Below are 17,698 nucleotides of genomic sequence, written 5' to 3' on the forward strand. Positions count from 1 at the left end.
TGAACCTCAGGTCTTGTCAGGCCCGCGATGCGCGGACCGGATACGCCATGGGCTGCGGCCCAAGTATGTTGACGTACCCCCCGACACGGCCGGAACCGCGCGGGCGACTACTCCCCTGAAGAGCAAAGCGGCAAGTGTAACGAGGCCGCTTCGCAAGAGCAATCGGGCTTTCCAGACGGTGTTTTTAGCGCCCGTTCAGTCGAGCTGCCCGCGAATATGCGCCATCAACCCCCGGCATCCGTCCTCGACCAGATCGAGTACGTGTTCGAAGCCCTGCGGACCGCCGTAGTAGGGATCGGGCACTTCGCGCTCATGAAAGCGGGTGGCGAAATCGAGGAACAGTTTCACCCGCTCGCGATACGGCTCCGGGCAGCGCCGTCGCAACAGCGCCAGATGGCCTTCATCCATCGCCAGAACCAGATCGAAACGCGCGAAGTCCGCCTCTACCACCTCGCGTGCGCGCAGGCTGCACAGGTCGTAGCCACGCTTGGCGGCGTGCGACTGCGCGCGCCGGTCGGGCGCCTCGCCGACGTGGTAATCGTGCGTGCCGGCCGAATCGACTTCCACACAGTTTTCCAATCCGGCCGCCTTCACCATGTGGCGCAGGATGCCATCGGCGGTCGGGCTGCGGCAGATGTTGCCGGTACAGACGAAGAGAACGCTGAATTTATTCATATTATTCAACCAGATGAGCTGGAACTTGAACATAAAATCCAGCCGTATTCTACCCGCATCAGCCGGGGGATCGATTCATGCAAATCAACCCCCCTATCTGCGTGACATGCATCGAAGCCAGGCAAGATCGGCCGCAGCCCCATCTGGCGTGATAGCGGATACAGAAACCTGCCCGGGCAAAACCTGTCTGCCACGCGGAGGTTGTAGGCCGCGATGAAGCAGGCGGCGCGTTCGCCACATCCGACCAGCACCCCATCGGTTGCCATCGCCCCGGCTAAAAAAAACGACCGTGCTTCAGTCCATTTGCGGGGTGCCGTAGTACACGCCAAAGGTGAAACCATCGATCCGCGCCAGGCGACCGCGCCACAGCGTGCCCGAATCGGTGGGCACCCGGCTGCCATCATTGGCGAGAAAGTAGGCATCCTTCAGATGGACGAACCCCGGTGACGGATCGGGTGTCGCGCCACGCCGCACGGTGTCCGCCAGCCAGCCTTCCAGGTTTTCACGCGGCGCACTGCTCACGCGTGGCAGCTGGGTCGCTACCAGCCTCAGGTATTCCTGGCGCGGGATCACCTTGCCGCACACCAGCGAGCCTCCGACATTGAGCGTGACGGGTAGCGAAGTCCCTTCGGTGGCCAGGGCGACCAGTTCGCGCAGCAAGGGGTCGCCGGCGCCGAATTCGTCCCACTCGGTAGACATGTTGCACTCCTTGAACGGTGAACACGGTAGCGGCGCCCACCACGCATTGTGCGCGGAGCGCCGCTATCCGATATAGGCGATCTGCGCCTCGCCGCATGGGCAGTCACCGCCCGTCGTACCGGCGACGCGCCGGGATTGCCCCTTCCCGGCAAGGCCGGCGCTGCGCGCTGCATAAATGCCTTACTGCTGGGTACGCATCGCGCCCGGCCAGCGGCGGTCGCGCATGCCGACACGCCGCCTGGCGCGCGGAATGGCGCCGGCCGCCAACTGACGGCGCTTGTACCAGTAGATACCCTGCCCCAGCAGCGCCGTGCTCAGGCCCATGATGTTGATACAGACGAACACCGCATCGCCGATCAGCCAGCTATAGACGAGGAAACCGGCCGAGGCGCACATCTGCCCCACGAACAGCCAGCCGGACACGCCAGCGACATCGTCACTGGCCCACTGGATGTAGATCTGCCGTAACAACGTGGCCAGCAGGATCAGCGCGCTGGCAATACCGATGACCTGGATGTCCATGGCATCACCCGTTGATGACTTCGCCACCGTTCGGGTGCAGCACCTGCCCCGACATGTAGCTGGAATCGTCGCATGCCAGGAACACGTAGCTGGGCGCTACTTCATCCGGCTGTCCGGGGCGCTTCATCGGCACACTGCTGCCGTGCTGGCTGGTGCGTTCTTCATCGAACGACGCCGGGATCAAGGGTGTCCAGATCGGGCCGGGCGCCACCGCATTGACGCGGATGCCATCCTCGAGCGCGGCCTGCGACAACGAGCGGGTAAACGCGACGATGGCGCCTTTGGTCGAGGCGTAGTCCAGCAATTGCGGGCTGCCGCGATAGGCGGTGATCGAAGTAGTATTGACGATACGCCCACCATTTTTCAGGTAGGGATAAGCGGCCTGTGTCAGATAGAACATCGAGAAGATATTGGTGGCAAAGGTCTTTTCGAGCTGCTGCCGCGTGATATCGAGAATGGAATCCTGCGGATATTGCTGTGCGGCGTTGTTGACCAGGATATCCAGCCGGCCGAATGCCTCCACCGCGTGTTCCACGGCCTTGCGGCAAAACGCCTGGTCGGCAATGTCGCCCGCCAGCGCCAGGCAGCGCCGCCCCTCCGCCTCCACCAGCCGGCGCGTCTCCTGCGCGTCCTGGGTTTCGTCCAGATAGACAATGACGACATCCGCGCCTTCCTTGGCGTAGGCCACCGCCACCGCACGGCCAATGCCGCTATCGCCGCCGGTGATGAGCGCAGTCTGGCCGCGCAGCTTGCCGGCGGCGGGGTAATCGCGCATCGCCGATTGCGGCCTGGGCGTCATCGCCGCTTCGCTGCCGGGTTGATGGTCCTGATGCTGTCGGGGCAAAGTCTGTTCAGGCATGACAACTCCTTGCAGAACCGGCGGCAGCCCAATCGGGCACACCGCTCCATGATCGAGAGGAATGGTTACGGGGCCGGCTTCAGTGCCGGGGCGGTCAGGTTTTGCGGCAACGCGCGGCGCGACTTCACGCTGCGCGTGCCGGGCCTCTTCCCGCCGTCGGCAACTCGATCCGGTGCTCAGAAGTTGTCGTCTTCCCAGTACGGACGGGTGCGGTAGGCCGCGTGAACCTGGTTGGCCCAGGTCGGGTCGGCCATGCTGGGCCAGTGATCCTTGTCGAAGCCATCGGCCTCCTTGAACTGGCTCTTGTCCGCTTCCAGGATGAAGCGCTTGTTGTCGGCATCCAGCGTGAAGGCGCCCCAGGGAATGGCGAACAACTTGTCGCCGATGCCGAGAAAGCCCCCCACCGACAGCACGGCATAGGCGATGCGGCCGCGCTGCACGTCGAGCATGATGCCCTTGATGTCACCCAGCTTTTCGCCCTGGCTGTTGACCACGTCATCGCCTTCCAGCGAATCGGCCAGCATCAGGAATGGCCCCGGGCCATCGCCTTGCAGACTGTCGGTGCGGCCGACCACCCTGGCGCCCTGCTCGGCGCCCACGGCGCGAGGGGCCGGCGTGGTCAGGCCACCTTCATCGTATTCGTCGGACACCCCACCCGGCACGCCCAGCGGGCGGCTGCCGTTACGGGGCTGATTCGAGCCCGGTTGGGCGCTGGCGGCGCCGAGGATACGATCGTTGTTGGAATATTGGGTCATGGCGAAGACTCCTTTCGACTGGATGCAATGGCGCGCGACGGCGCACTCGCCTCGCTTGCAGCAAGCCGCATGCCATGTCCGCTCCTCACTCACCTGCCATACCCTGTGCGATCGCGCACCCCAGGCGGGGTAAAACTTGCGTCCGGGGGTGTAATTCATGCAGCCCTCCTCCGCTTTCCCAGCCCGCGTGGCCGCATAGCCGGTACGCAATTTGCTCAGAAGCCATGACCCTGTTCCCAGCACCTATCATCGCCTGATGGCGGGCGTGCCAAAGGAACGCCCGACCTGCTTTACGGAGAATCGCCATGCAACATCCTCTCTGGCCCGACACCGCGCGCCGCTGGCAAGCCCATTCGCGCAAGGAAACCGACGTGGCCGTGGAAAAGCCGACCAATCCGGCTTCGATCAACGAAGCGATCATCGAGCAATACAACGAGGACGAAATGACCAACCCGGAGGAGGAAGTCACCACCGGCACGGTCCCGCCGCACCTGCCCGGCCATCACGGGCAACGTGGCATCCATCGCTGGTCGCAGCCCACGGTCCACTGACCGGAAGCGTGGCCGTGCCTGTTCCGGGCCAATAAAAAGGGCGGTGGCCTTGCGGCACACCGCCCTCTTTGCGCAGCACGACGATCCGGTTCATCGCGCCCCGCTCAACCCGTCACCGACCGGCTTCCACGCGAACCGGCCGGAACGGGCTACCTCGCGCCTCAAGACTTGCGATCCTGGCGGCTTTGCTGGCTGGAGCCCTGATTCTGATTACTGCCCTTGCCACCACTGCGCGGGCTTTCGGTCTTGGACTTCTGGCTCTGCTTACTGTCCTGGCGTTGATTCGGCATCTTGTACTCCTTGTGAAGTCAAATGGATGCGATCGAACACTTCGACCACATCGGGTCATTCGCAAGATACGTGCCATCTCGGCCGGCCCGGCTGGCGGCCGGCCTCACCCTACGTTGGCGCAGCATTTCCCACAACCGATGTAAAAAATTCAGTCAATTCATTGCCTTAGCAAAACCAGGGCATGAAAAAACCCGCCAGAGGCGGGTTTCGTTTTGCTGATACCGCTTATTCGACGTTACGGCGCTGCTCGACGTTGGCGGTACCGCCGCCATCGGTATCGGCGGCCTTCTTGCTGACGTCGGTGGCGCCTTCCGCGGTATTGCTCGGGTCGGCGTCGGGCAGATAGTTACCGCTGTTGGCCTGGTTGTCCGGGACGGTATTGGTTTCGTCCACCGTGGCGGCCATGGTCGTCACCGAGGCGGCGAGCAACAGGCCAGCGAGCATCTTGGATGCAGTGGTTCGGGTCGTCATGATGTTGTCTCCAGTTGGATGTGCCATCACGGCACGAGCGCCTGGCATGCAGCAACATGCGTGCCACCCACCGGAATGCAGTGCCGCGCGCCTGGCGCGGCGCGGTGTCTGCAAATCTTTCCATCCCCTGCGCAAAAACGACTTGCCGCCAGCCCCCGGCCCGGGAGATGTGGCTCATCGGCCCCCGGCACGAAGCCTGCTACATAGCTCGAACTGTTTCGATCCCGGGAGCCCAGCATGGCAACGCATCACCATCAACATCAGTACGGTTCGGCCCCGCCACGCGATCAGATTCGCCCCGCCTCGCGCGACGATCGCGCGTCAGCACCGGCAGGCGATACCGACGAGATTCCCACGTCGGTCGCGGTGCGCCAGGAAGGCCAGGATTACGTGCGGTACTTCTGTACCGACGCCAGCTACGCCAACTGGATGCGCCGGGCCCGGCGCGAGATTCCCTCGTCCGCGCCCGGGCTGCGCGACGAGCCCGATCCCCGGCATTGAACCGTCCTTCCCCGATCACAGGAGTTTCGTCATGGCCAAATGCGAGCAGTGCGGTAACGAAAGCGACTGGACCTTCACCGTCGGCATTGGCGGCAAGACCCACATCTTCGATAGTTTCGAGTGTGCCCTCTTCACCGTGGCCCGCCCTTGCGGCCACTGCGGGACACGCATCCTGGGGCATGGCGTGCAAAGCCCGATGGGGTTGTTCTGCTGCGCGCATTGCGCCCAGGCGTTCGATGCCGCCATCGACGGCCAGCCCCCCCCCCTCCTGAATGCCTCCGCCCACGCTGGCGGCTGCGCGCCCGCCGCTGGCCGCCTGCTGAAATCCGCAGGTTCTAAAACCCCAATAGGTGCCCCCCCCGCCGAAGCGCTATGGTTAACGCCCGGATGTGGCCGCCATGGAGCCGCTGGAGCACTGCGCAATGGATGAAGAGTTAAAGAAACAGGCGCTGGAATATCACCGACACCCCCGGCCCGGCAAGATTCAGGTCTCCCCTACCAAGGGGCTCTCCAGCCAGCGCGATCTGGCACTGGCGTATTCCCCCGGCGTCGCCGCCGCTTGCGTCGCCATCGTCGAAAATCCCGCTGAAGCCCACAACCTGACTGCGCGCGGCAACCTGGTGGCCGTCGTCTCCAACGGCACCGCCGTGCTCGGCCTGGGCGACATCGGCCCGCTGGCGGGCAAGCCGGTGATGGAAGGCAAAGGCGTGCTGTTCAAGAAGTTCGCCGATATCGATGTCTTCGACCTGGAGATCGAGCAAAAGGACCCGGCCATGCTGGTGGAGATCATCGCCAGCCTGGAGCCCACCTTCGGCGGCATCAATCTGGAGGACATCAAGGCGCCCGAATGCTTCTACGTCGAAGAACAGTTGCGCCAACGGATGAAAATCCCGGTGTTCCACGACGACCAGCACGGCACGGCCATCATCGTGGCAGCGGCCATCAAGAATGGATTGCGGCTGGTGGGCAAGGATCTCGCCAGCGTCAAGCTGGTCGCCAGTGGTGCCGGCGCGGCCGCGCTGGCCTGCCTGAACCTGCTGGTGGATCTGGGGTTGCCGCGCGAGCACGTCTGGGTGAGCGACCTGGGCGGCGTGGTATACCAGGGGCGCACCGAACTGATGGACCCGTTGAAGGCAAGTTTCGCCCAGCCCACCGACGCGCGCTCGCTCGACGACATCATTGCCGACGCGGACGTGTTCCTCGGGCTCTCCGCTGGCAATGTCCTGAAGCCGGCCATGGTGGCGAAGATGGCGCGCCAGCCGTTGATCCTGGCACTGGCCAACCCGGCGCCGGAAATCCTGCCCGAAGATGCGCTGGCGGTGCGACCGGATGCGCTGCTGGCCACCGGACGCTCGGATTACCCGAACCAGGTGAACAATGTGCTGTGCTTCCCGTACATCTTCCGCGGCGCGCTGGACGTGGGGGCGACCACCATCACCGAAAGCATGAAGCGAGCGGCGGTGGACGCGATCGCCGACCTGGCCATGGCCGAGCAATCGGATGTAGTGGCCGATGCCTACGTCGGGCAGAACCTGAAATTCGGCCCGGACTACCTGATTCCCAAACCATTCGATCCGCGCCTGATCGTGAAGATCGCGCCTGCGGTGGCACGCGCCGCCATGGAAGCCGGCGTCGCCACGCGCCCCATCGAAGACTTCGACGGCTATATCGAGCATCTGACCGAGTTCGTCTACAAATCGAACCTCTTCATGCGTCCGGTGTTCATGGCAGCGCGGGCGGCGCAAAAGCGCGTGGTGTTCTGCGAAGGCGAGGAGCAACGGGTACTGCACGCGGTGCAGGAAGTGGTCGATCTGAAGCTGGCGGTGCCGATCCTGATCGGGCGGCCCAAGGTGATCGCGCAACGTATCGAACAACTGGGGCTGCGGCTGCGCCCAGGCGTGGATTTCGAGCTGTGCAACCAGGAGGACGACCCCCGCTATCGGGAGTACTGGACGCAGTACCATCAATTGATGATGCGGCGCGGCGTATCCGAAGAGCTGGCTCAGTCCGAAGTGCGTGCCAAGGCCACGCTGATCGGTGCGCTGATGGTCAGGCGCGGCGAGGCGGATGCCCTGATCTGCGGCACGCATGGCCAGTACCACCGCCATCACTGGTATCTGCACAACGTGCTCGGCCGCGAGGCCGGCGCCAGCGTCACCGCCGCGATGAACGCGCTGCTGCTGCCACAGGGCAACATCTTCATTGCCGATACCTACGTCAACGCCGATCCGACGCCGCAGCAACTGGCGGAGATCACGCTGATGGCGGCGGCAACGGTGCGCAAGTTCGGCATCCAGCCCAAGGTGGCGCTGCTGAGCCATTCCAGCTTCGGCACGCTGGAATGCGAATCGGCACGCAAGATGCAGGCTACCCTCGCGCTGGTACGCGCACAGGCACCCGACCTGGAAGTCGATGGCGAAATGCACGGTGACGCAGCGCTCTCCGCCGACATCCGCCAGCGCGTGTTTCCGCAATCGACATTGAAAGGCGCGGCCAACCTGCTGATCATGCCGAATCTGGACACCGCCAATATCTCGTTCAACCTGCTCAAGACCAGCGCGGCCGGTGGTGTGACCATCGGGCCTATCCTGCTGGGCCTGGCCGCCCCGGCGCACGTGCTGACCCCCACCGCGACGGTGCGCCGGCTGATCAATATGGCGGCGCTGGCAGCGGCGGGCGTGAGTTGAATCACCGTGCAGCGTAAAATCAATAAAAAAGCCCTGACGAATCAGGGCTTTTTTATTGATGCGCTCCGCAAAAACCTCGCCGATGCACTGGCGTTCGATTGGGCTATCGAAGCGCAAAAGCAAATCGGCCGCAATAGCGGCCGATCAGGTATTGGTGGAGCTAAGCGGGATCGAACCGCTGACCTCTTGCATGCCATGCAAGCGCTCTCCCAGCTGAGCTATAGCCCCGAATTCTTTACGGTCTGGGATTCGACACCAGCAATCGGTGCGATACCGCAAGAAGACCGGCATTGTATGCGAAGCATTTTGTTTTTGCCAGCCCGCCACGATACTTTTTTCAAAAAAAAGAACAGGTGCATAGCCGCATCGCCAATAAAAAAAGCCGACTGAATGTCGGCTTCATTTTTATTTCTCTGCGCAAGCTGCTTTTAGCTATTTGAAGCTGGCGTCCCCACGGGGATTCGAACCCCGGTAGTCACCGTGAAAGGGTGGTGTCCTAGGCCTCTAGACGATGGGGACAATGTGCGTTGCCAACGACAACGCAGCAATGAAAGTGGCGCACCCGGAGCGATTCGAACGCCCGACCCTCTGGTTCGTAGCCAGATACTCTATCCAACTGAGCTACGGGTGCGCGGTAAAGCTTTGGTTCCAAATGCGTGGAACAGGCCATGCATTTCGAACTGATTCGGTGGCGTCCCCACGGGGATTCGAACCCCGGTAGTCACCGTGAAAGGGTGGTGTCCTAGGCCTCTAGACGATGGGGACGTACTTAAAAACGCTTTCTTCTGAAACTAATATCGGCCGCCGAAGCGGCCGACTGGGATTTTGGTGGAGCTAAGCGGGATCGAACCGCTGACCTCTTGCATGCCATGCAAGCGCTCTCCCAGCTGAGCTATAGCCCCGAAAGAGAGACGCATTATAGGAAGCGATTCACCCCTTGTAAACCCCCGCTCAAAAATTTTTTCCAGGCCCTGGAATTGCCCGTCATCCCGATGCGGGGCGGCGCCAGCGCCGCCCCGATCACCCGTTTACCAGGGCGCCCACCACGCGCGATCGGTGAGGAAATCCTTGTCCAGCACCGTGGTTTCCGGATAGTTCTTCAACAGCACGCGCTTGGCGTCATCGCGCAGGTCGTTCATTCCCAGCTTGTCGTACGACAGCACCATCATGCCCAGCGCGGCCTCCACCTGTTTGGTGTTGCCATGGGTTTCCACCAGGTACTTGCCGCGATTGGCCGCTGCCAGATAGGCGCCGCGCTTGTAGTAATAGCGCGCGACATGCAGCTCGTAATTGGACAACGCGCCGATCAGGTAGCCCATGCGCACCTGCGCATCGGCGGCATACCGGCTTTCCGGGAACCGGGTGACCAGCTGGCGGAAGCTGTCGAACGAATCCCGCGCGGCCTTCGGGTCACGCTCGGACATGTCCTGCTTGGCCAGGAAGGACATGAAGCCCTGCGTTTCATTGAAATGCACCAGGCCACGCAGATACAGCGCGTAATCCATGCTGGGATGCGCCGGATACTGCTTGATGAAGCGGTCGATGGCGGCCAGCGCCAGGAGCGGCTCCTGATCCTTGTAGTGGTTGTACGCCGTTTCCAGAATGGCCTGCTGCGCATAGCGGCCATAGGGATAACGTGCCTCGAGTTTTTCCAGCAGCTTGTTCGAGCGCTCGAAATTCTTGCTGCCCTGTTCGGCCTTGGCTTCGGAATAGATTTTCTCGGCCGACCAGCCGCGCGTTTCATCCTGTTCCTGCTGAGTGGAGGAGCAGCCCGCGATCAGGGCTGCCGCAATCGTGGCCGCGAGGATTCGCGGTAGAATCTTGTTCATGATGCATCCCGAATTGGAATCCGACGATTATAACGACTTCGCCGAGCGCCGTATCCTGGCGGCGCCTGCCACACTGGCAGGCGAGCGGCTGGATGCCGCCCTGGCGAAGTTGCTCCCTGAATATTCGCGCAGCCGGCTGGCGACCTGGATCAAGGAAAACAAGGTCACCGTCGACGATGCGCCCGCCAGCCCCAAAACCCGCCTGTGGGGCGGCGAACGGATCGCCATCGATATCCAGCCGGACCCGGCCGAGGTGGCCTTCGCACCGGAACCGATCCCGCTCGACGTGGTGTACGAGGACACGGCCATCATCGTGCTGAACAAGCCCGCTGGCCTCGTGGTCCACCCCGGTAGCGGCAACTGGTCCGGCACCTTGCTCAACGGCCTGCTGCACCGTTACCCCGAACTCAAGAGCGTGCCGCGCGCCGGCATCGTACACCGCCTGGACAAGGACACCAGTGGTCTGATGGTGGTGGCGCGCACGTTGATGGCGCAAAACCATCTGGTACAGCAGTTGCAGGCGCGTACCGTCAAGCGACATTACCTCGCCGTGGCGCAGGGTCTGCTGCGCTCGGACGGCAGGGTCGACGCACCCATCGGCCGCCATCCGCGTGAACGCATCCGCATGGCGGTGATCGGTACCGGCAAGCCGGCAATCACCCACTATCGCGTGCTGGAGCGCTTCACCGGGCACACGCTGGTGGAGTGCCGGCTGGAAACCGGTCGCACCCACCAGATCCGCGTCCATATGGCGCACATCGGCTTTCCCCTGGCGGCCGATCCGGTCTATGGCGGCCGACCGCGTCAGTTCTCGCCCGAAATCAATCTTGCGCTCCAGGATTTCGCCCGCCAGGCGCTGCATGCCAAGAAGCTCTCGCTGGTCCATCCAGAAAGCGGCAAGTCGATGACCTGGAAGGCCCCGTTGCCGGAAGACTTCGAACTGCTGCTGGCCGCCCTGCGGGCCGAGCATGGCCTGACCTCCGGGGATTGGGATGAGGACGACTGGGACGAGGACGACGAGGATGGCATCGAGGTCACGTATGTCCGCGACTGACCTGCCCTGGCTGCAACCGGACTGGCCCGCCCCGGCCAACGTTCGCGTCGGTGTCACCACGCGCCTCGGCGGCGTCAGCACGGCGCCCTATGGCACGCTGAACCTCGGCGACCATGTCGGCGACGACGTGGCCTCGGTGGCGGCCAACCGCGCCCGGGTCCGCGCCTGCCTGCCCGCCGAGCCGTTCTGGTTGCAGCAGGTCCATGGCACCACCGTGGCACGCCTTGACGACGCGGAGGCGGCGCGCGTGGCGGATGCCGCCGTGGCATCCACGCCCGGTCGGGTGTGCGTGGTGATGACGGCCGATTGCCTGCCAGTGTTGCTGTGCAATCGTGCAGGAACGGCCGTCGGAGCGGCGCACGCCGGCTGGCGTGGGCTGGCCGACGGCGTGCTGGAAGCCACCGTCGCGGCGATGGGAACCGCGCCGTCCGAATTGCTGGCATGGTTCGGCCCCGCCATCGGCCCCACGGCCTTCGAGGTCGGCGACGAGGTGCGCGCAACCTTCATTGCACACACCGCCGAGGCCGCTCAGGCGTTCCGGCCCGGACGCATCGCCGGCAAGTGGTGGGCCGATCTCTACCTGCTGGCCCGGCAACGTCTGGCAACGCTGGGCGTGCAATCCATCCATGGTGGCGACCTGTGCACCGTCTCCGACGCAGAGCGCTTCTTCTCCTACCGCCGCGATGGCATCACCGGACGCATGGCCTCGCTGATCTGGCTGGATGCCGGGTCGGAGCCCGCCGCGCCCAGCAATGGCTGATCGCAGATCACGCCTGCTTTTTTCCGGCCGATACCGCGTGAAAAGATCGTGAACCAGCGCTTGAGGCTATACTTGCGGGCTTCATTTCAAGCCTTTTTCCCATGAGCACCCTGAGCTGGATCATTGCCGCAAGTCTGCTGGGCAGCCTGTTGAGCGTCGGCGCCGCCTGTCTGGTCGCCTACCTGGCGCGTCCGCACTGGGTCCCCAGGCTGGTGAGCTTCGCGGTCGGCGCCCTGCTCGCGGCGGTCTTTCTGGAGATCCTGCCGCACGCGCTGGGCGAACACGGGGATGAAATGGTGGTGGCCACGGCGAATGGTGCCCACGCGGTCGCCACGCATGTCAACGTGGATGTCGGCACCGTCTCGCTGACCTTGCTGGCCGGCATCCTGCTGTTCTTCGTGCTGGAAAAGCTGGTGATCTGGCGACACTGCCATCACGACGAATGCGAAGCACACGATGGCCAGCCGCACGATCATGCCGCCGCGCATGGCCATCACGGGCATCAGCACGATCACGGCCGCGCGGGCGCGATGATCATGATCGGCGACACCTTCCACAATTTCCTCGACGGGGCCGTGATCGCGGCGGCGTTCATGGCCGATACCAGCGTGGGTATCGCCACGGCGCTGGCGATCATCGCCCACGAAATCCCGCAGGAAGTAGGTGATTTCATCGTGCTGCTGCATTCGGGCTACAGCAAGACGCGTGCGCTGGTGTTCAACCTGGTGTCGTCGCTGGCCGCGCTGGTGGGCGGCCTGATCGCCTATTACTCGCTGCAAACCGTTCAGGCGCTGCAACCCTACATCCTGGCGTTGGGTGCTTCCAGCCTGATCTATGTGGCCATCGCCGACTTGATTCCCGGCCTGCACCGGCGCACTCGCCTGTCCGATACGGTGCAGCAGGTGGCGCTGATCGGCGCCGGTGTGGCACTGATCGCGATCCCCCATTTGCTTTTCCCGCATTGAACTGGTTTTGCGCAAAGCGCGACGGCGGCTTTTGACTATTCTGGCGCGATATCCGGGCCACTGATAATCTGGCCCGCGTCGCAACAGGAACCGCCCATGTACGCCAAGCCACGTCGCCTGCTCCCCGCCACCTTGCGCGCGCTGTTCCTGCGCTTCAATCCACCGCAAAGCTGGCCGGCCTCGGTGCCGGTACTGATCTTCCTGCTGCTGCTGACCATGGGCGTGCAGGTGGCCTTCAGCATATGGTGGGATGGCTATCCCGGCATCTTCGACTACACCGCCCTGCCCGCATGGCTGTGCCCGGTACTGATCCTTCTGCTGCTGGGCCAGGCGCTGGGGCCGCGCCAGCAGAGCTGGGCCGTCCGGCTGGCAATCATGTGGTATGCGCTGGGGCTGGCGCTCACCCCCCTGGTCGTTGCCGGCCTGGCCGCAACACGCCTGCCCTGGTGGCAAGGCCCCATCGGGCGACAATGGGTCAGCGCCTATGGCTGGGCCATCTTCGTTACCCCCTATGTCTGGACCACGCTGGCGACGATCCGGCAGATCTGGCCGGTCGGCCGTCGTCGCGCCGTGGTGATGGGCGTCTTCAGCGCAGCGGCACTGCTGGGCTACCAATGGTACTTCCCGCGTGCCGAGCTGTGGGTGGCCATGCCGGCGAGCGAGCGCACGGACGTGGCACCGATCGCGACACTGCCGTTGCCCGAGACCGCCCTCTTCTTCAAGCAGCCCGAACTGCTGCGGCAATCGCTGGACCGGTTGGCCGCCGAGCGCCCCGGCGTGGCCGATACCTACCTGATTTCCGTGGCCGGCTTTGCCGGGCAAGGCGTGTTCCTGCGCGAAGCGGAAGCGGTGCAGAACCTGTTCGACCGCCACTATGGCACCCGGAACCGCTCGGTACTGCTGGCCAACTCGGCCGAGGCCGCCCAGCGCGTGCCAATCGCCAATCGCGATACCGTGTCGGCGACGATTCGTGAGATGGCGGCGCTGATGAATCGCGATGAGGACCTGCTGGTGGTGTATCTGACATCGCACGGTGGTCGCGACTTCGATCTGAGCCTGAATTTCCCCGACCTGTCGCTACAACCGATCACCCCGCAATGGCTGGCCGCGCAATTCAAGGCGGCCGGGATACGCTGGAAACTGGTGGCGGTGTCCGCATGTTTTTCGGGCGGCTACGTGTCGGCACTGGCCGATGCGGACAGCGCCATCGTCACCGCCGCCGACAACACCCACACCTCGTTCGGCTGCTCCGACGATGAGGAATACACCTATTTCGGCAAGGCCATGTTCGTCGATGCGCTGGCACACGAAAACCGGCTGCCGCAGGCCTTCACCGAAGCACGCGCCGCCATTCTCAAGCGGGAACAGGCGGAGAACTATGAGCACTCCAATCCGCAGTTCTCGATGGGCAAGGCATTTGCCGCGCGCTTTGGCACCCTGCCGCTGACCCAGCCCGAGCTTGCCGCACCACCGAAACCGACGCCAACCGGTGGCCGCTGATCGCCACCATTGAAAAAGCCGCCCGGTTGGGCGGCTTTTTCATTCCGGCGTGGCGGGTGGCTGTGCCACGGCCTCGGCGCGCTTGGCCGCGCGCTTGATCTGCCCCTGGCGCTTCAGCCAGAACCACAGCCAGGTCGGCAAGAAGCCCAGGAACAGGAACAGCAGCCCGCCCTTGACCACATCGCCGGTGCCGGCGGCCAGCATGACGATCACGTAGAGATAGCCGATCAGGATGATGTACATGACTGACCGTGCCCGCTCACACGCGCTTGTCGTGTTCGATCAGCGCGTAGGCGGAATGATTGTGGATGGATTCGAAGTTTTCCGACTCCACGATATACGAGACCACGCGCGGATCGGCATTGAGGCGGGCCGCAACGTCACGCACCATATCCTCGACGAACTTGGGGTTCTCGTAGGCGCGTTCCGTCACATACTTTTCGTCGGGACGCTTGAGCAGACCGTACAGCTCGCAGGACGCCTCGGATTCAGCAACTTCCACCAGCTCCTCGATCCAGACATGCTGATCACCCAGCGTAGCGGTGATGGTCACGTGGCTGCGCTGGTTATGCGCGCCATATTGCGAAATCTTCTTGGAGCACGGGCACAGGCTGGTCACCGGCACCAGCACCTTGAGCTGCTGCACGAAACGACCTTCCTTGATTTCGCCAATCAGGCTGACTTCATAGTCGAGCAGGCTGCGCACGCCCGAAACCGGCGCTTCCTTATTGATGAAATAGGGAAAACGCATCTCCAGATAGCCCGCGTCCGCCTCCAGCCGCGCGCACATCTGGCGCAGGATGGTCTCGAACGACTCGACCGAGATTTCCTTCTGATGGCTGTTCAGAATCTCGACGAAGCGGCTCATGTGCGTACCCTTGAAATGCTGCGGCAGGAATACGTACATATCGAACGTGGCGATGGTGTGCTGCTTGCCGTCGGCGCGGTCCGCCACGATCACGGGATGGCGAATCGATTTGACGCCAACCTTGTTGATCGCGATGTTGCGGTGATCCGGGCTGCTTTGCACATCCTCCATGCTCGTCGGGGCTTGGGGTGCGTTCATGTTCGGGCTCCAGGGTCGCCGCCCGGAACCGGGGGCGATAATAAGACAGGGCCGGATTATAACCGCAGCGAATACCCGAGTAAACTTCTCGGGAATTTCACCGGGTAACGACCGCACCCGGATTGGCAAACGCCGTGATCAGGTTTTCCGCCAGCCGGGTCAGGCCGTTGACCAATTGCGCGATGTGGGGCGCCAGGTACGGCAGGGTGAAATAAAGCGCAACGAACCCCAGCGCCAGCATCAACGGGAAGCCGATGGCGAACACGTTCAATTGCGGTGCGGCACGCGTCATCACCCCGATGGAAAGGTTGGTCACCAGCAAGGTGCCCACCACGGGTAACGCCAGCAGCAAGCCGATACGGAAGATCTGGCCGCCCTGCTCCGCGAGCAGCTTGAACCCGACCGCACCCAACGGCTGCGCCATTGGGGGAAGCTGCGTAAAGCTGTCGATCATCACCCGCAGCATGATCAAGTGCCCGTTCAGCGCCAGGAACACCAGGATATTGACGAAGCTGAAGAACTGCGCGACCACGGGCGTGTTGGCCGCGTTCTGCGGATCGTAGAACATGGCGAAACCCATGCCCATTTGCAGGCCCGCGATGTTGCCGGCCATTTCCACGGCGGTGAAGAACAAGCGCACCATGAAACCGATCGCCACGCCGATCAGCAATTGATTCAACGCGATCAGAAAACCCTGTGCGGACACCACCGGGAACGGCGGCGGAGGCGGCAGCGTCGGCGCGATCAGCACCGCCAGCAGGATGCACAACGAAACCCGCACCTGTACCTTGATCGCGCGATTGGAATAGAACGGGTCGGCCAGCATGAACCCCAGCAGCCGCAGGAACGGCCACCAGAACAGCGCCAGCCCCATGTCGATCTGCGCCTGCGTGATCGTCAGCATCGGCTAGCACGCCTCCCGCGGGCAGGCAGGCACTCTCGCGGTGGTGCGGAAACCAAGCCAGAGTGAAGGCGACGCCGGCCGCGCCACGCCGACCAGCGCCAGGCGTGGCCGAATGCCAGGAACACGACGCGCCACAATGCCGGGTCGCAGTGCCATGGCCCGCACTCAGCCGATCATCTGCGGAATGCTCTGGTAGAGCCGGATCGTGAAATCGACCACGGTCTGCACCATCCACGAGCCGGCGAAGATAAAGATCGCAAAGGCGATCAGCAGCTTGGGGATGAACGAGAGCGTGGCTTCGTTGATCTGGGTGGCGGCCTGGAACACGCTGATCACGAGACCGGTGGCCAGGATACCCAGCAGGATGGGGCCGCCGACCAGCACCATGACTTCCATCCCGCGCTGCACCAGCGATACGACTGTTTCGGGCGTCATCGTTGTCCTTCGCTATCCCACGTAGAAGCTTTGCACCAGCGATCCCATCAGCAGCGTCCAGCCGTCCACCAGTACGAACAGCATCAGCTTGAACGGCAACGAGATCATTACCGGGGACACCATCATCATCCCCATCGCCATCAGGATACTCGCCACCACGAAGTCGATGATGAGAAAGGGGATGAACACCATGAAGCCGATCTGGAAGGCGGTCTTCAGTTCGCTGGTCACGAACGCCGGCACCAGCACCTTGAGGCTGACATCCTCCGGCCCGGCCGGCTGCGCGGTGCCAGACAATTCGATGAAGAACGCCAGTTCCTTTTCGCGGGTCTGCTTGATCATGAAGTCCTTCAGCGGCTTGGAACCCGCATCGACGGCCTGCATGAAGGTCATCCGTTCTTCGCTGTAGGGCTGGTAGGCCTCGTTGTAGATGCGATCCAGCACCGGCGACATCACGAACAGCGTCAGGAACAACGACAGCCCGACAATCACCTGGTTCGGCGGCGTCTGCATCGTGCCCATGGCCTGCCGCAGCAGCGACAGCACGATCACGATCCGCGTGAAGGCGGTCATCATCAGCAACATCGCCGGCAGGAAAGTGAGCGCCGTCAGGAACAGCAGCGTTTCGATGGTGAGGCTGTATGCCGTCCCCCCCGCTCCCGGCGTGGCGGTCATGAACGGCACGCCGGGATCGGCGGCCAGCGCGGGCAATGCCGTCAGCGCCAGACCGGCAAGCAGGACTAACGATTTACGCACCGGGGCGCTCCCGTTGTTTCTTGATGATCTGCGCGAGTTTCTCGGCGAAGGCCGGCACGGCGGGAATCGGGGCTGGCGGGGCATCGTCCGGGCGGGGCAGCGTATGCAGAAGGTTGATCGACTGCGAGGTGACGCCCAGCACCAGCCAGGAACCCTCCACTTCGACAATCACCACCCGTTCCTTGCCCCCGACCAGCACGCCGGACACCACGCGCAACCGTCCGCCACCGGCATTGGGCAACAGCGAGAAGCGACGCAGGAACCAGGCGCCGAGCACGATCAGGCCGAGCACGACCAGCAACGCGAACAAGGTCTGGCCGAAATCGGCCAGTCCCGGTCCGGCCGGCGCGGTGGCGGCATGGGCGACGACAGGCTGGAACGCGATGCATGCGATCAGCCGGCGAAACCACAGCGACAT

The 17,698-nt window shown here is 63.4% G+C and carries 22 protein-coding genes, 5 tRNA genes and 1 riboswitch; of the genes, 8 read left to right on the top strand and 19 right to left on the bottom strand.

The features are described from left to right. Window positions 1-18: 18 nt before the first annotated feature. A riboswitch (yybP-ykoY riboswitch) is annotated at window positions 19-121 on the bottom strand. A 74-nt stretch (window positions 122-195) separates the two neighbouring features. The 5 genes from FAZ21_RS12655 to FAZ21_RS12675 form a co-directional block, all read right to left on the bottom strand. Continuing rightward, window positions 196-675: a low molecular weight protein-tyrosine-phosphatase gene (locus FAZ21_RS12655; RefSeq protein WP_136773805.1), complete on the bottom strand. Its 480-nt coding sequence runs from the start codon at window positions 673-675 to the stop codon at window positions 196-198. Between the two features lie 294 nt (window positions 676-969). Further along, window positions 970-1,374, bottom strand: a complete 405-nt coding sequence (locus tag FAZ21_RS12660) for a GvpU-like protein (protein WP_136773806.1) — start codon at window positions 1,372-1,374, stop codon at window positions 970-972. 180 nt (window positions 1,375-1,554) lie between these two features. Beyond that, a complete protein-coding gene (locus FAZ21_RS12665; RefSeq protein ID WP_136773807.1) occupies window positions 1,555-1,896 on the bottom strand; it encodes a SemiSWEET family transporter in 342 nt (113 codons plus the stop codon). 4 nt (window positions 1,897-1,900) lie between these two features. Then, window positions 1,901-2,755, bottom strand: coding sequence for an SDR family oxidoreductase (locus tag FAZ21_RS12670; protein ID WP_136773808.1), 855 nt, complete (start codon window positions 2,753-2,755; stop codon window positions 1,901-1,903). Between the two features lie 176 nt (window positions 2,756-2,931). Further along, the gene (locus tag FAZ21_RS12675) at window positions 2,932-3,510 is read right to left on the bottom strand and encodes a PRC-barrel domain-containing protein (RefSeq protein WP_136773809.1); all 579 of its coding nucleotides are present in this window, start codon (window positions 3,508-3,510) and stop codon (window positions 2,932-2,934) included. Between the two features lie 305 nt (window positions 3,511-3,815). Here FAZ21_RS12675 and FAZ21_RS12680 point away from each other — a divergent pair, with 305 nt between their 5' ends. Next, entirely contained in the window at window positions 3,816-4,061 is a 246-nt protein-coding gene (locus FAZ21_RS12680; RefSeq protein WP_136773810.1) for a hypothetical protein, read from the top strand. Between the two features lie 161 nt (window positions 4,062-4,222). Here the strand turns inward: FAZ21_RS12680 and FAZ21_RS21090 are convergent, their stop codons facing one another. Together FAZ21_RS21090 and FAZ21_RS12685 are read right to left on the bottom strand one after the other, a co-directional pair. Then, entirely contained in the window at window positions 4,223-4,351 is a 129-nt protein-coding gene (locus FAZ21_RS21090) for a hypothetical protein (protein WP_281279769.1), read from the bottom strand. Between the two features lie 226 nt (window positions 4,352-4,577). Beyond that, complete coding sequence (locus tag FAZ21_RS12685) at window positions 4,578-4,823, bottom strand: hypothetical protein (protein ID WP_136773811.1); 246 nt, start codon at window positions 4,821-4,823, stop codon at window positions 4,578-4,580. A 237-nt stretch (window positions 4,824-5,060) separates the two neighbouring features. On the opposite strand from FAZ21_RS12685, the gene FAZ21_RS12690 reads away from it, so the two are divergent. From FAZ21_RS12690 to FAZ21_RS12700, 3 genes are read left to right on the top strand one after another with little or no spacing between them, the layout of a single operon-like run. Further along, window positions 5,061-5,324: a hypothetical protein gene (locus FAZ21_RS12690; RefSeq protein ID WP_136773812.1), complete on the top strand. Its 264-nt coding sequence runs from the start codon at window positions 5,061-5,063 to the stop codon at window positions 5,322-5,324. Between the two features lie 31 nt (window positions 5,325-5,355). Beyond that, window positions 5,356-5,754, top strand: coding sequence for a metallothionein (locus FAZ21_RS21365; protein WP_506256256.1), 399 nt, complete (start codon window positions 5,356-5,358; stop codon window positions 5,752-5,754). After that, window positions 5,747-8,011: an NADP-dependent malic enzyme gene (locus FAZ21_RS12700; protein ID WP_136773813.1), complete on the top strand. Its 2,265-nt coding sequence runs from the start codon at window positions 5,747-5,749 to the stop codon at window positions 8,009-8,011. Before FAZ21_RS21365 ends, FAZ21_RS12700 begins: the two co-directional genes overlap by 8 nt. 152 nt (window positions 8,012-8,163) lie before the next feature. Here FAZ21_RS12700 and FAZ21_RS12705 read toward each other — a convergent pair. From FAZ21_RS12705 to FAZ21_RS12730, 6 genes are all read right to left on the bottom strand, one after another. Continuing rightward, window positions 8,164-8,239 (bottom strand) — tRNA-Ala (locus tag FAZ21_RS12705). A 215-nt stretch (window positions 8,240-8,454) separates the two neighbouring features. After that, window positions 8,455-8,530, bottom strand: a tRNA-Glu gene (locus tag FAZ21_RS12710). A gap of 35 nt (window positions 8,531-8,565) precedes the next feature. After that, window positions 8,566-8,642 (bottom strand) — tRNA-Arg (locus tag FAZ21_RS12715). 58 nt (window positions 8,643-8,700) lie between these two features. After that, window positions 8,701-8,776 (bottom strand) — tRNA-Glu (locus tag FAZ21_RS12720). A gap of 61 nt (window positions 8,777-8,837) precedes the next feature. Then, window positions 8,838-8,913: transfer RNA gene (locus FAZ21_RS12725), tRNA-Ala, on the bottom strand. Window positions 8,914-9,039: 126 nt separating this feature from the next. After that, entirely contained in the window at window positions 9,040-9,840 is an 801-nt protein-coding gene (locus tag FAZ21_RS12730) for an outer membrane protein assembly factor BamD (protein ID WP_211243452.1), read from the bottom strand. Here FAZ21_RS12730 and rluD point away from each other — a divergent pair. From rluD to FAZ21_RS12750, 4 genes are all read left to right on the top strand, one after another. Continuing rightward, complete coding sequence (gene rluD / locus FAZ21_RS12735) at window positions 9,839-10,894, top strand: 23S rRNA pseudouridine(1911/1915/1917) synthase RluD (RefSeq protein ID WP_136773814.1); 1,056 nt, start codon at window positions 9,839-9,841, stop codon at window positions 10,892-10,894. The genes FAZ21_RS12730 and rluD overlap by 2 nt on opposite strands. Continuing rightward, complete coding sequence (pgeF, locus tag FAZ21_RS12740) at window positions 10,881-11,654, top strand: peptidoglycan editing factor PgeF (protein WP_136773815.1); 774 nt, start codon at window positions 10,881-10,883, stop codon at window positions 11,652-11,654. Before rluD ends, pgeF begins: the two co-directional genes overlap by 14 nt. A gap of 101 nt (window positions 11,655-11,755) precedes the next feature. Beyond that, a complete protein-coding gene (locus FAZ21_RS12745) occupies window positions 11,756-12,619 on the top strand; it encodes a ZIP family metal transporter (RefSeq protein ID WP_136773816.1) in 864 nt (287 codons plus the stop codon). Between the two features lie 96 nt (window positions 12,620-12,715). Next, a complete protein-coding gene (locus FAZ21_RS12750; RefSeq protein WP_136773817.1) occupies window positions 12,716-14,119 on the top strand; it encodes a C13 family peptidase in 1,404 nt (467 codons plus the stop codon). Between the two features lie 39 nt (window positions 14,120-14,158). On the opposite strand, the gene FAZ21_RS12755 is transcribed toward FAZ21_RS12750, so the two are convergent. The 6 genes from FAZ21_RS12755 to fliO all read right to left on the bottom strand — a co-directional run bounded on the left by FAZ21_RS12755 (window position 14,159) and on the right by fliO (window position 17,698). Continuing rightward, window positions 14,159-14,362 carry a hypothetical protein gene (locus FAZ21_RS12755; RefSeq protein ID WP_136773818.1) on the bottom strand — a complete coding sequence of 68 codons (204 nt, stop codon included), beginning with the start codon at window positions 14,360-14,362 and terminating at the stop codon, window positions 14,159-14,161. Window positions 14,363-14,378: 16 nt separating this feature from the next. Next, window positions 14,379-15,185: a GTP cyclohydrolase FolE2 gene (folE2, locus tag FAZ21_RS12760; RefSeq protein WP_136773819.1), complete on the bottom strand. Its 807-nt coding sequence runs from the start codon at window positions 15,183-15,185 to the stop codon at window positions 14,379-14,381. A 97-nt stretch (window positions 15,186-15,282) separates the two neighbouring features. Continuing rightward, window positions 15,283-16,089 (bottom strand): flagellar biosynthetic protein FliR, encoded by an 807-nt coding sequence (fliR, locus tag FAZ21_RS12765; RefSeq protein WP_136773820.1) that lies wholly within the window; start codon window positions 16,087-16,089, stop codon window positions 15,283-15,285. A 165-nt stretch (window positions 16,090-16,254) separates the two neighbouring features. Beyond that, the gene (gene fliQ / locus FAZ21_RS12770; RefSeq protein WP_136773821.1) at window positions 16,255-16,524 is read right to left on the bottom strand and encodes a flagellar biosynthesis protein FliQ; all 270 of its coding nucleotides are present in this window, start codon (window positions 16,522-16,524) and stop codon (window positions 16,255-16,257) included. Between the two features lie 12 nt (window positions 16,525-16,536). Further along, a complete protein-coding gene (gene fliP / locus FAZ21_RS12775) occupies window positions 16,537-17,280 on the bottom strand; it encodes a flagellar type III secretion system pore protein FliP (RefSeq protein ID WP_136773822.1) in 744 nt (247 codons plus the stop codon). Beyond that, complete coding sequence (gene fliO / locus FAZ21_RS12780) at window positions 17,273-17,698, bottom strand: flagellar biosynthetic protein FliO (protein WP_136773823.1); 426 nt, start codon at window positions 17,696-17,698, stop codon at window positions 17,273-17,275. The genes fliP and fliO overlap by 8 nt, the downstream gene beginning before the upstream one ends.

Source organism: Chitiniphilus eburneus (genome assembly GCF_005048205.1).
Taxonomy (GTDB): domain Bacteria; phylum Pseudomonadota; class Gammaproteobacteria; order Burkholderiales; family Chitinibacteraceae; genus Chitiniphilus; species Chitiniphilus eburneus.

What these genes read in the sequence shown, in the direction of transcription:
- FAZ21_RS12655 (WP_136773805.1), bottom strand. Translation starts at nt 675, where the DNA reads ATGAATAAATTCAGCGTTCTCTTCGTCTGTACCGGCAACATCTGCCGC.
- FAZ21_RS12660 (WP_136773806.1), bottom strand. Translation starts at nt 1,374, where the DNA reads ATGTCTACCGAGTGGGACGAATTCGGCGCCGGCGACCCCTTGCTGCGC.
- FAZ21_RS12665 (WP_136773807.1), bottom strand. Translation starts at nt 1,896, where the DNA reads ATGGACATCCAGGTCATCGGTATTGCCAGCGCGCTGATCCTGCTGGCC.
- FAZ21_RS12670 (WP_136773808.1), bottom strand. Translation starts at nt 2,755, where the DNA reads ATGCCTGAACAGACTTTGCCCCGACAGCATCAGGACCATCAACCCGGC.
- FAZ21_RS12675 (WP_136773809.1), bottom strand. Translation starts at nt 3,510, where the DNA reads ATGACCCAATATTCCAACAACGATCGTATCCTCGGCGCCGCCAGCGCC.
- FAZ21_RS12680 (WP_136773810.1), top strand. Translation starts at nt 3,816, where the DNA reads ATGCAACATCCTCTCTGGCCCGACACCGCGCGCCGCTGGCAAGCCCAT.
- FAZ21_RS21090 (WP_281279769.1), bottom strand. Translation starts at nt 4,351, where the DNA reads ATGCCGAATCAACGCCAGGACAGTAAGCAGAGCCAGAAGTCCAAGACC.
- FAZ21_RS12685 (WP_136773811.1), bottom strand. Translation starts at nt 4,823, where the DNA reads ATGACGACCCGAACCACTGCATCCAAGATGCTCGCTGGCCTGTTGCTC.
- FAZ21_RS12690 (WP_136773812.1), top strand. Translation starts at nt 5,061, where the DNA reads ATGGCAACGCATCACCATCAACATCAGTACGGTTCGGCCCCGCCACGC.
- FAZ21_RS21365 (WP_506256256.1), top strand. Translation starts at nt 5,356, where the DNA reads ATGGCCAAATGCGAGCAGTGCGGTAACGAAAGCGACTGGACCTTCACC.
- FAZ21_RS12700 (WP_136773813.1), top strand. Translation starts at nt 5,747, where the DNA reads ATGGATGAAGAGTTAAAGAAACAGGCGCTGGAATATCACCGACACCCC.
- rluD (WP_136773814.1), top strand. Translation starts at nt 9,839, where the DNA reads ATGATGCATCCCGAATTGGAATCCGACGATTATAACGACTTCGCCGAG.
- FAZ21_RS12730 (WP_211243452.1), bottom strand. Translation starts at nt 9,840, where the DNA reads ATGAACAAGATTCTACCGCGAATCCTCGCGGCCACGATTGCGGCAGCC.
- pgeF (WP_136773815.1), top strand. Translation starts at nt 10,881, where the DNA reads ATGTCCGCGACTGACCTGCCCTGGCTGCAACCGGACTGGCCCGCCCCG.
- FAZ21_RS12745 (WP_136773816.1), top strand. Translation starts at nt 11,756, where the DNA reads ATGAGCACCCTGAGCTGGATCATTGCCGCAAGTCTGCTGGGCAGCCTG.
- FAZ21_RS12750 (WP_136773817.1), top strand. Translation starts at nt 12,716, where the DNA reads ATGTACGCCAAGCCACGTCGCCTGCTCCCCGCCACCTTGCGCGCGCTG.
- FAZ21_RS12755 (WP_136773818.1), bottom strand. Translation starts at nt 14,362, where the DNA reads ATGTACATCATCCTGATCGGCTATCTCTACGTGATCGTCATGCTGGCC.
- folE2 (WP_136773819.1), bottom strand. Translation starts at nt 15,185, where the DNA reads ATGAACGCACCCCAAGCCCCGACGAGCATGGAGGATGTGCAAAGCAGC.
- fliR (WP_136773820.1), bottom strand. Translation starts at nt 16,089, where the DNA reads ATGCTGACGATCACGCAGGCGCAGATCGACATGGGGCTGGCGCTGTTC.
- fliQ (WP_136773821.1), bottom strand. Translation starts at nt 16,524, where the DNA reads ATGACGCCCGAAACAGTCGTATCGCTGGTGCAGCGCGGGATGGAAGTC.
- fliO (WP_136773823.1), bottom strand. Translation starts at nt 17,698, where the DNA reads ATGTCGCTGTGGTTTCGCCGGCTGATCGCATGCATCGCGTTCCAGCCT.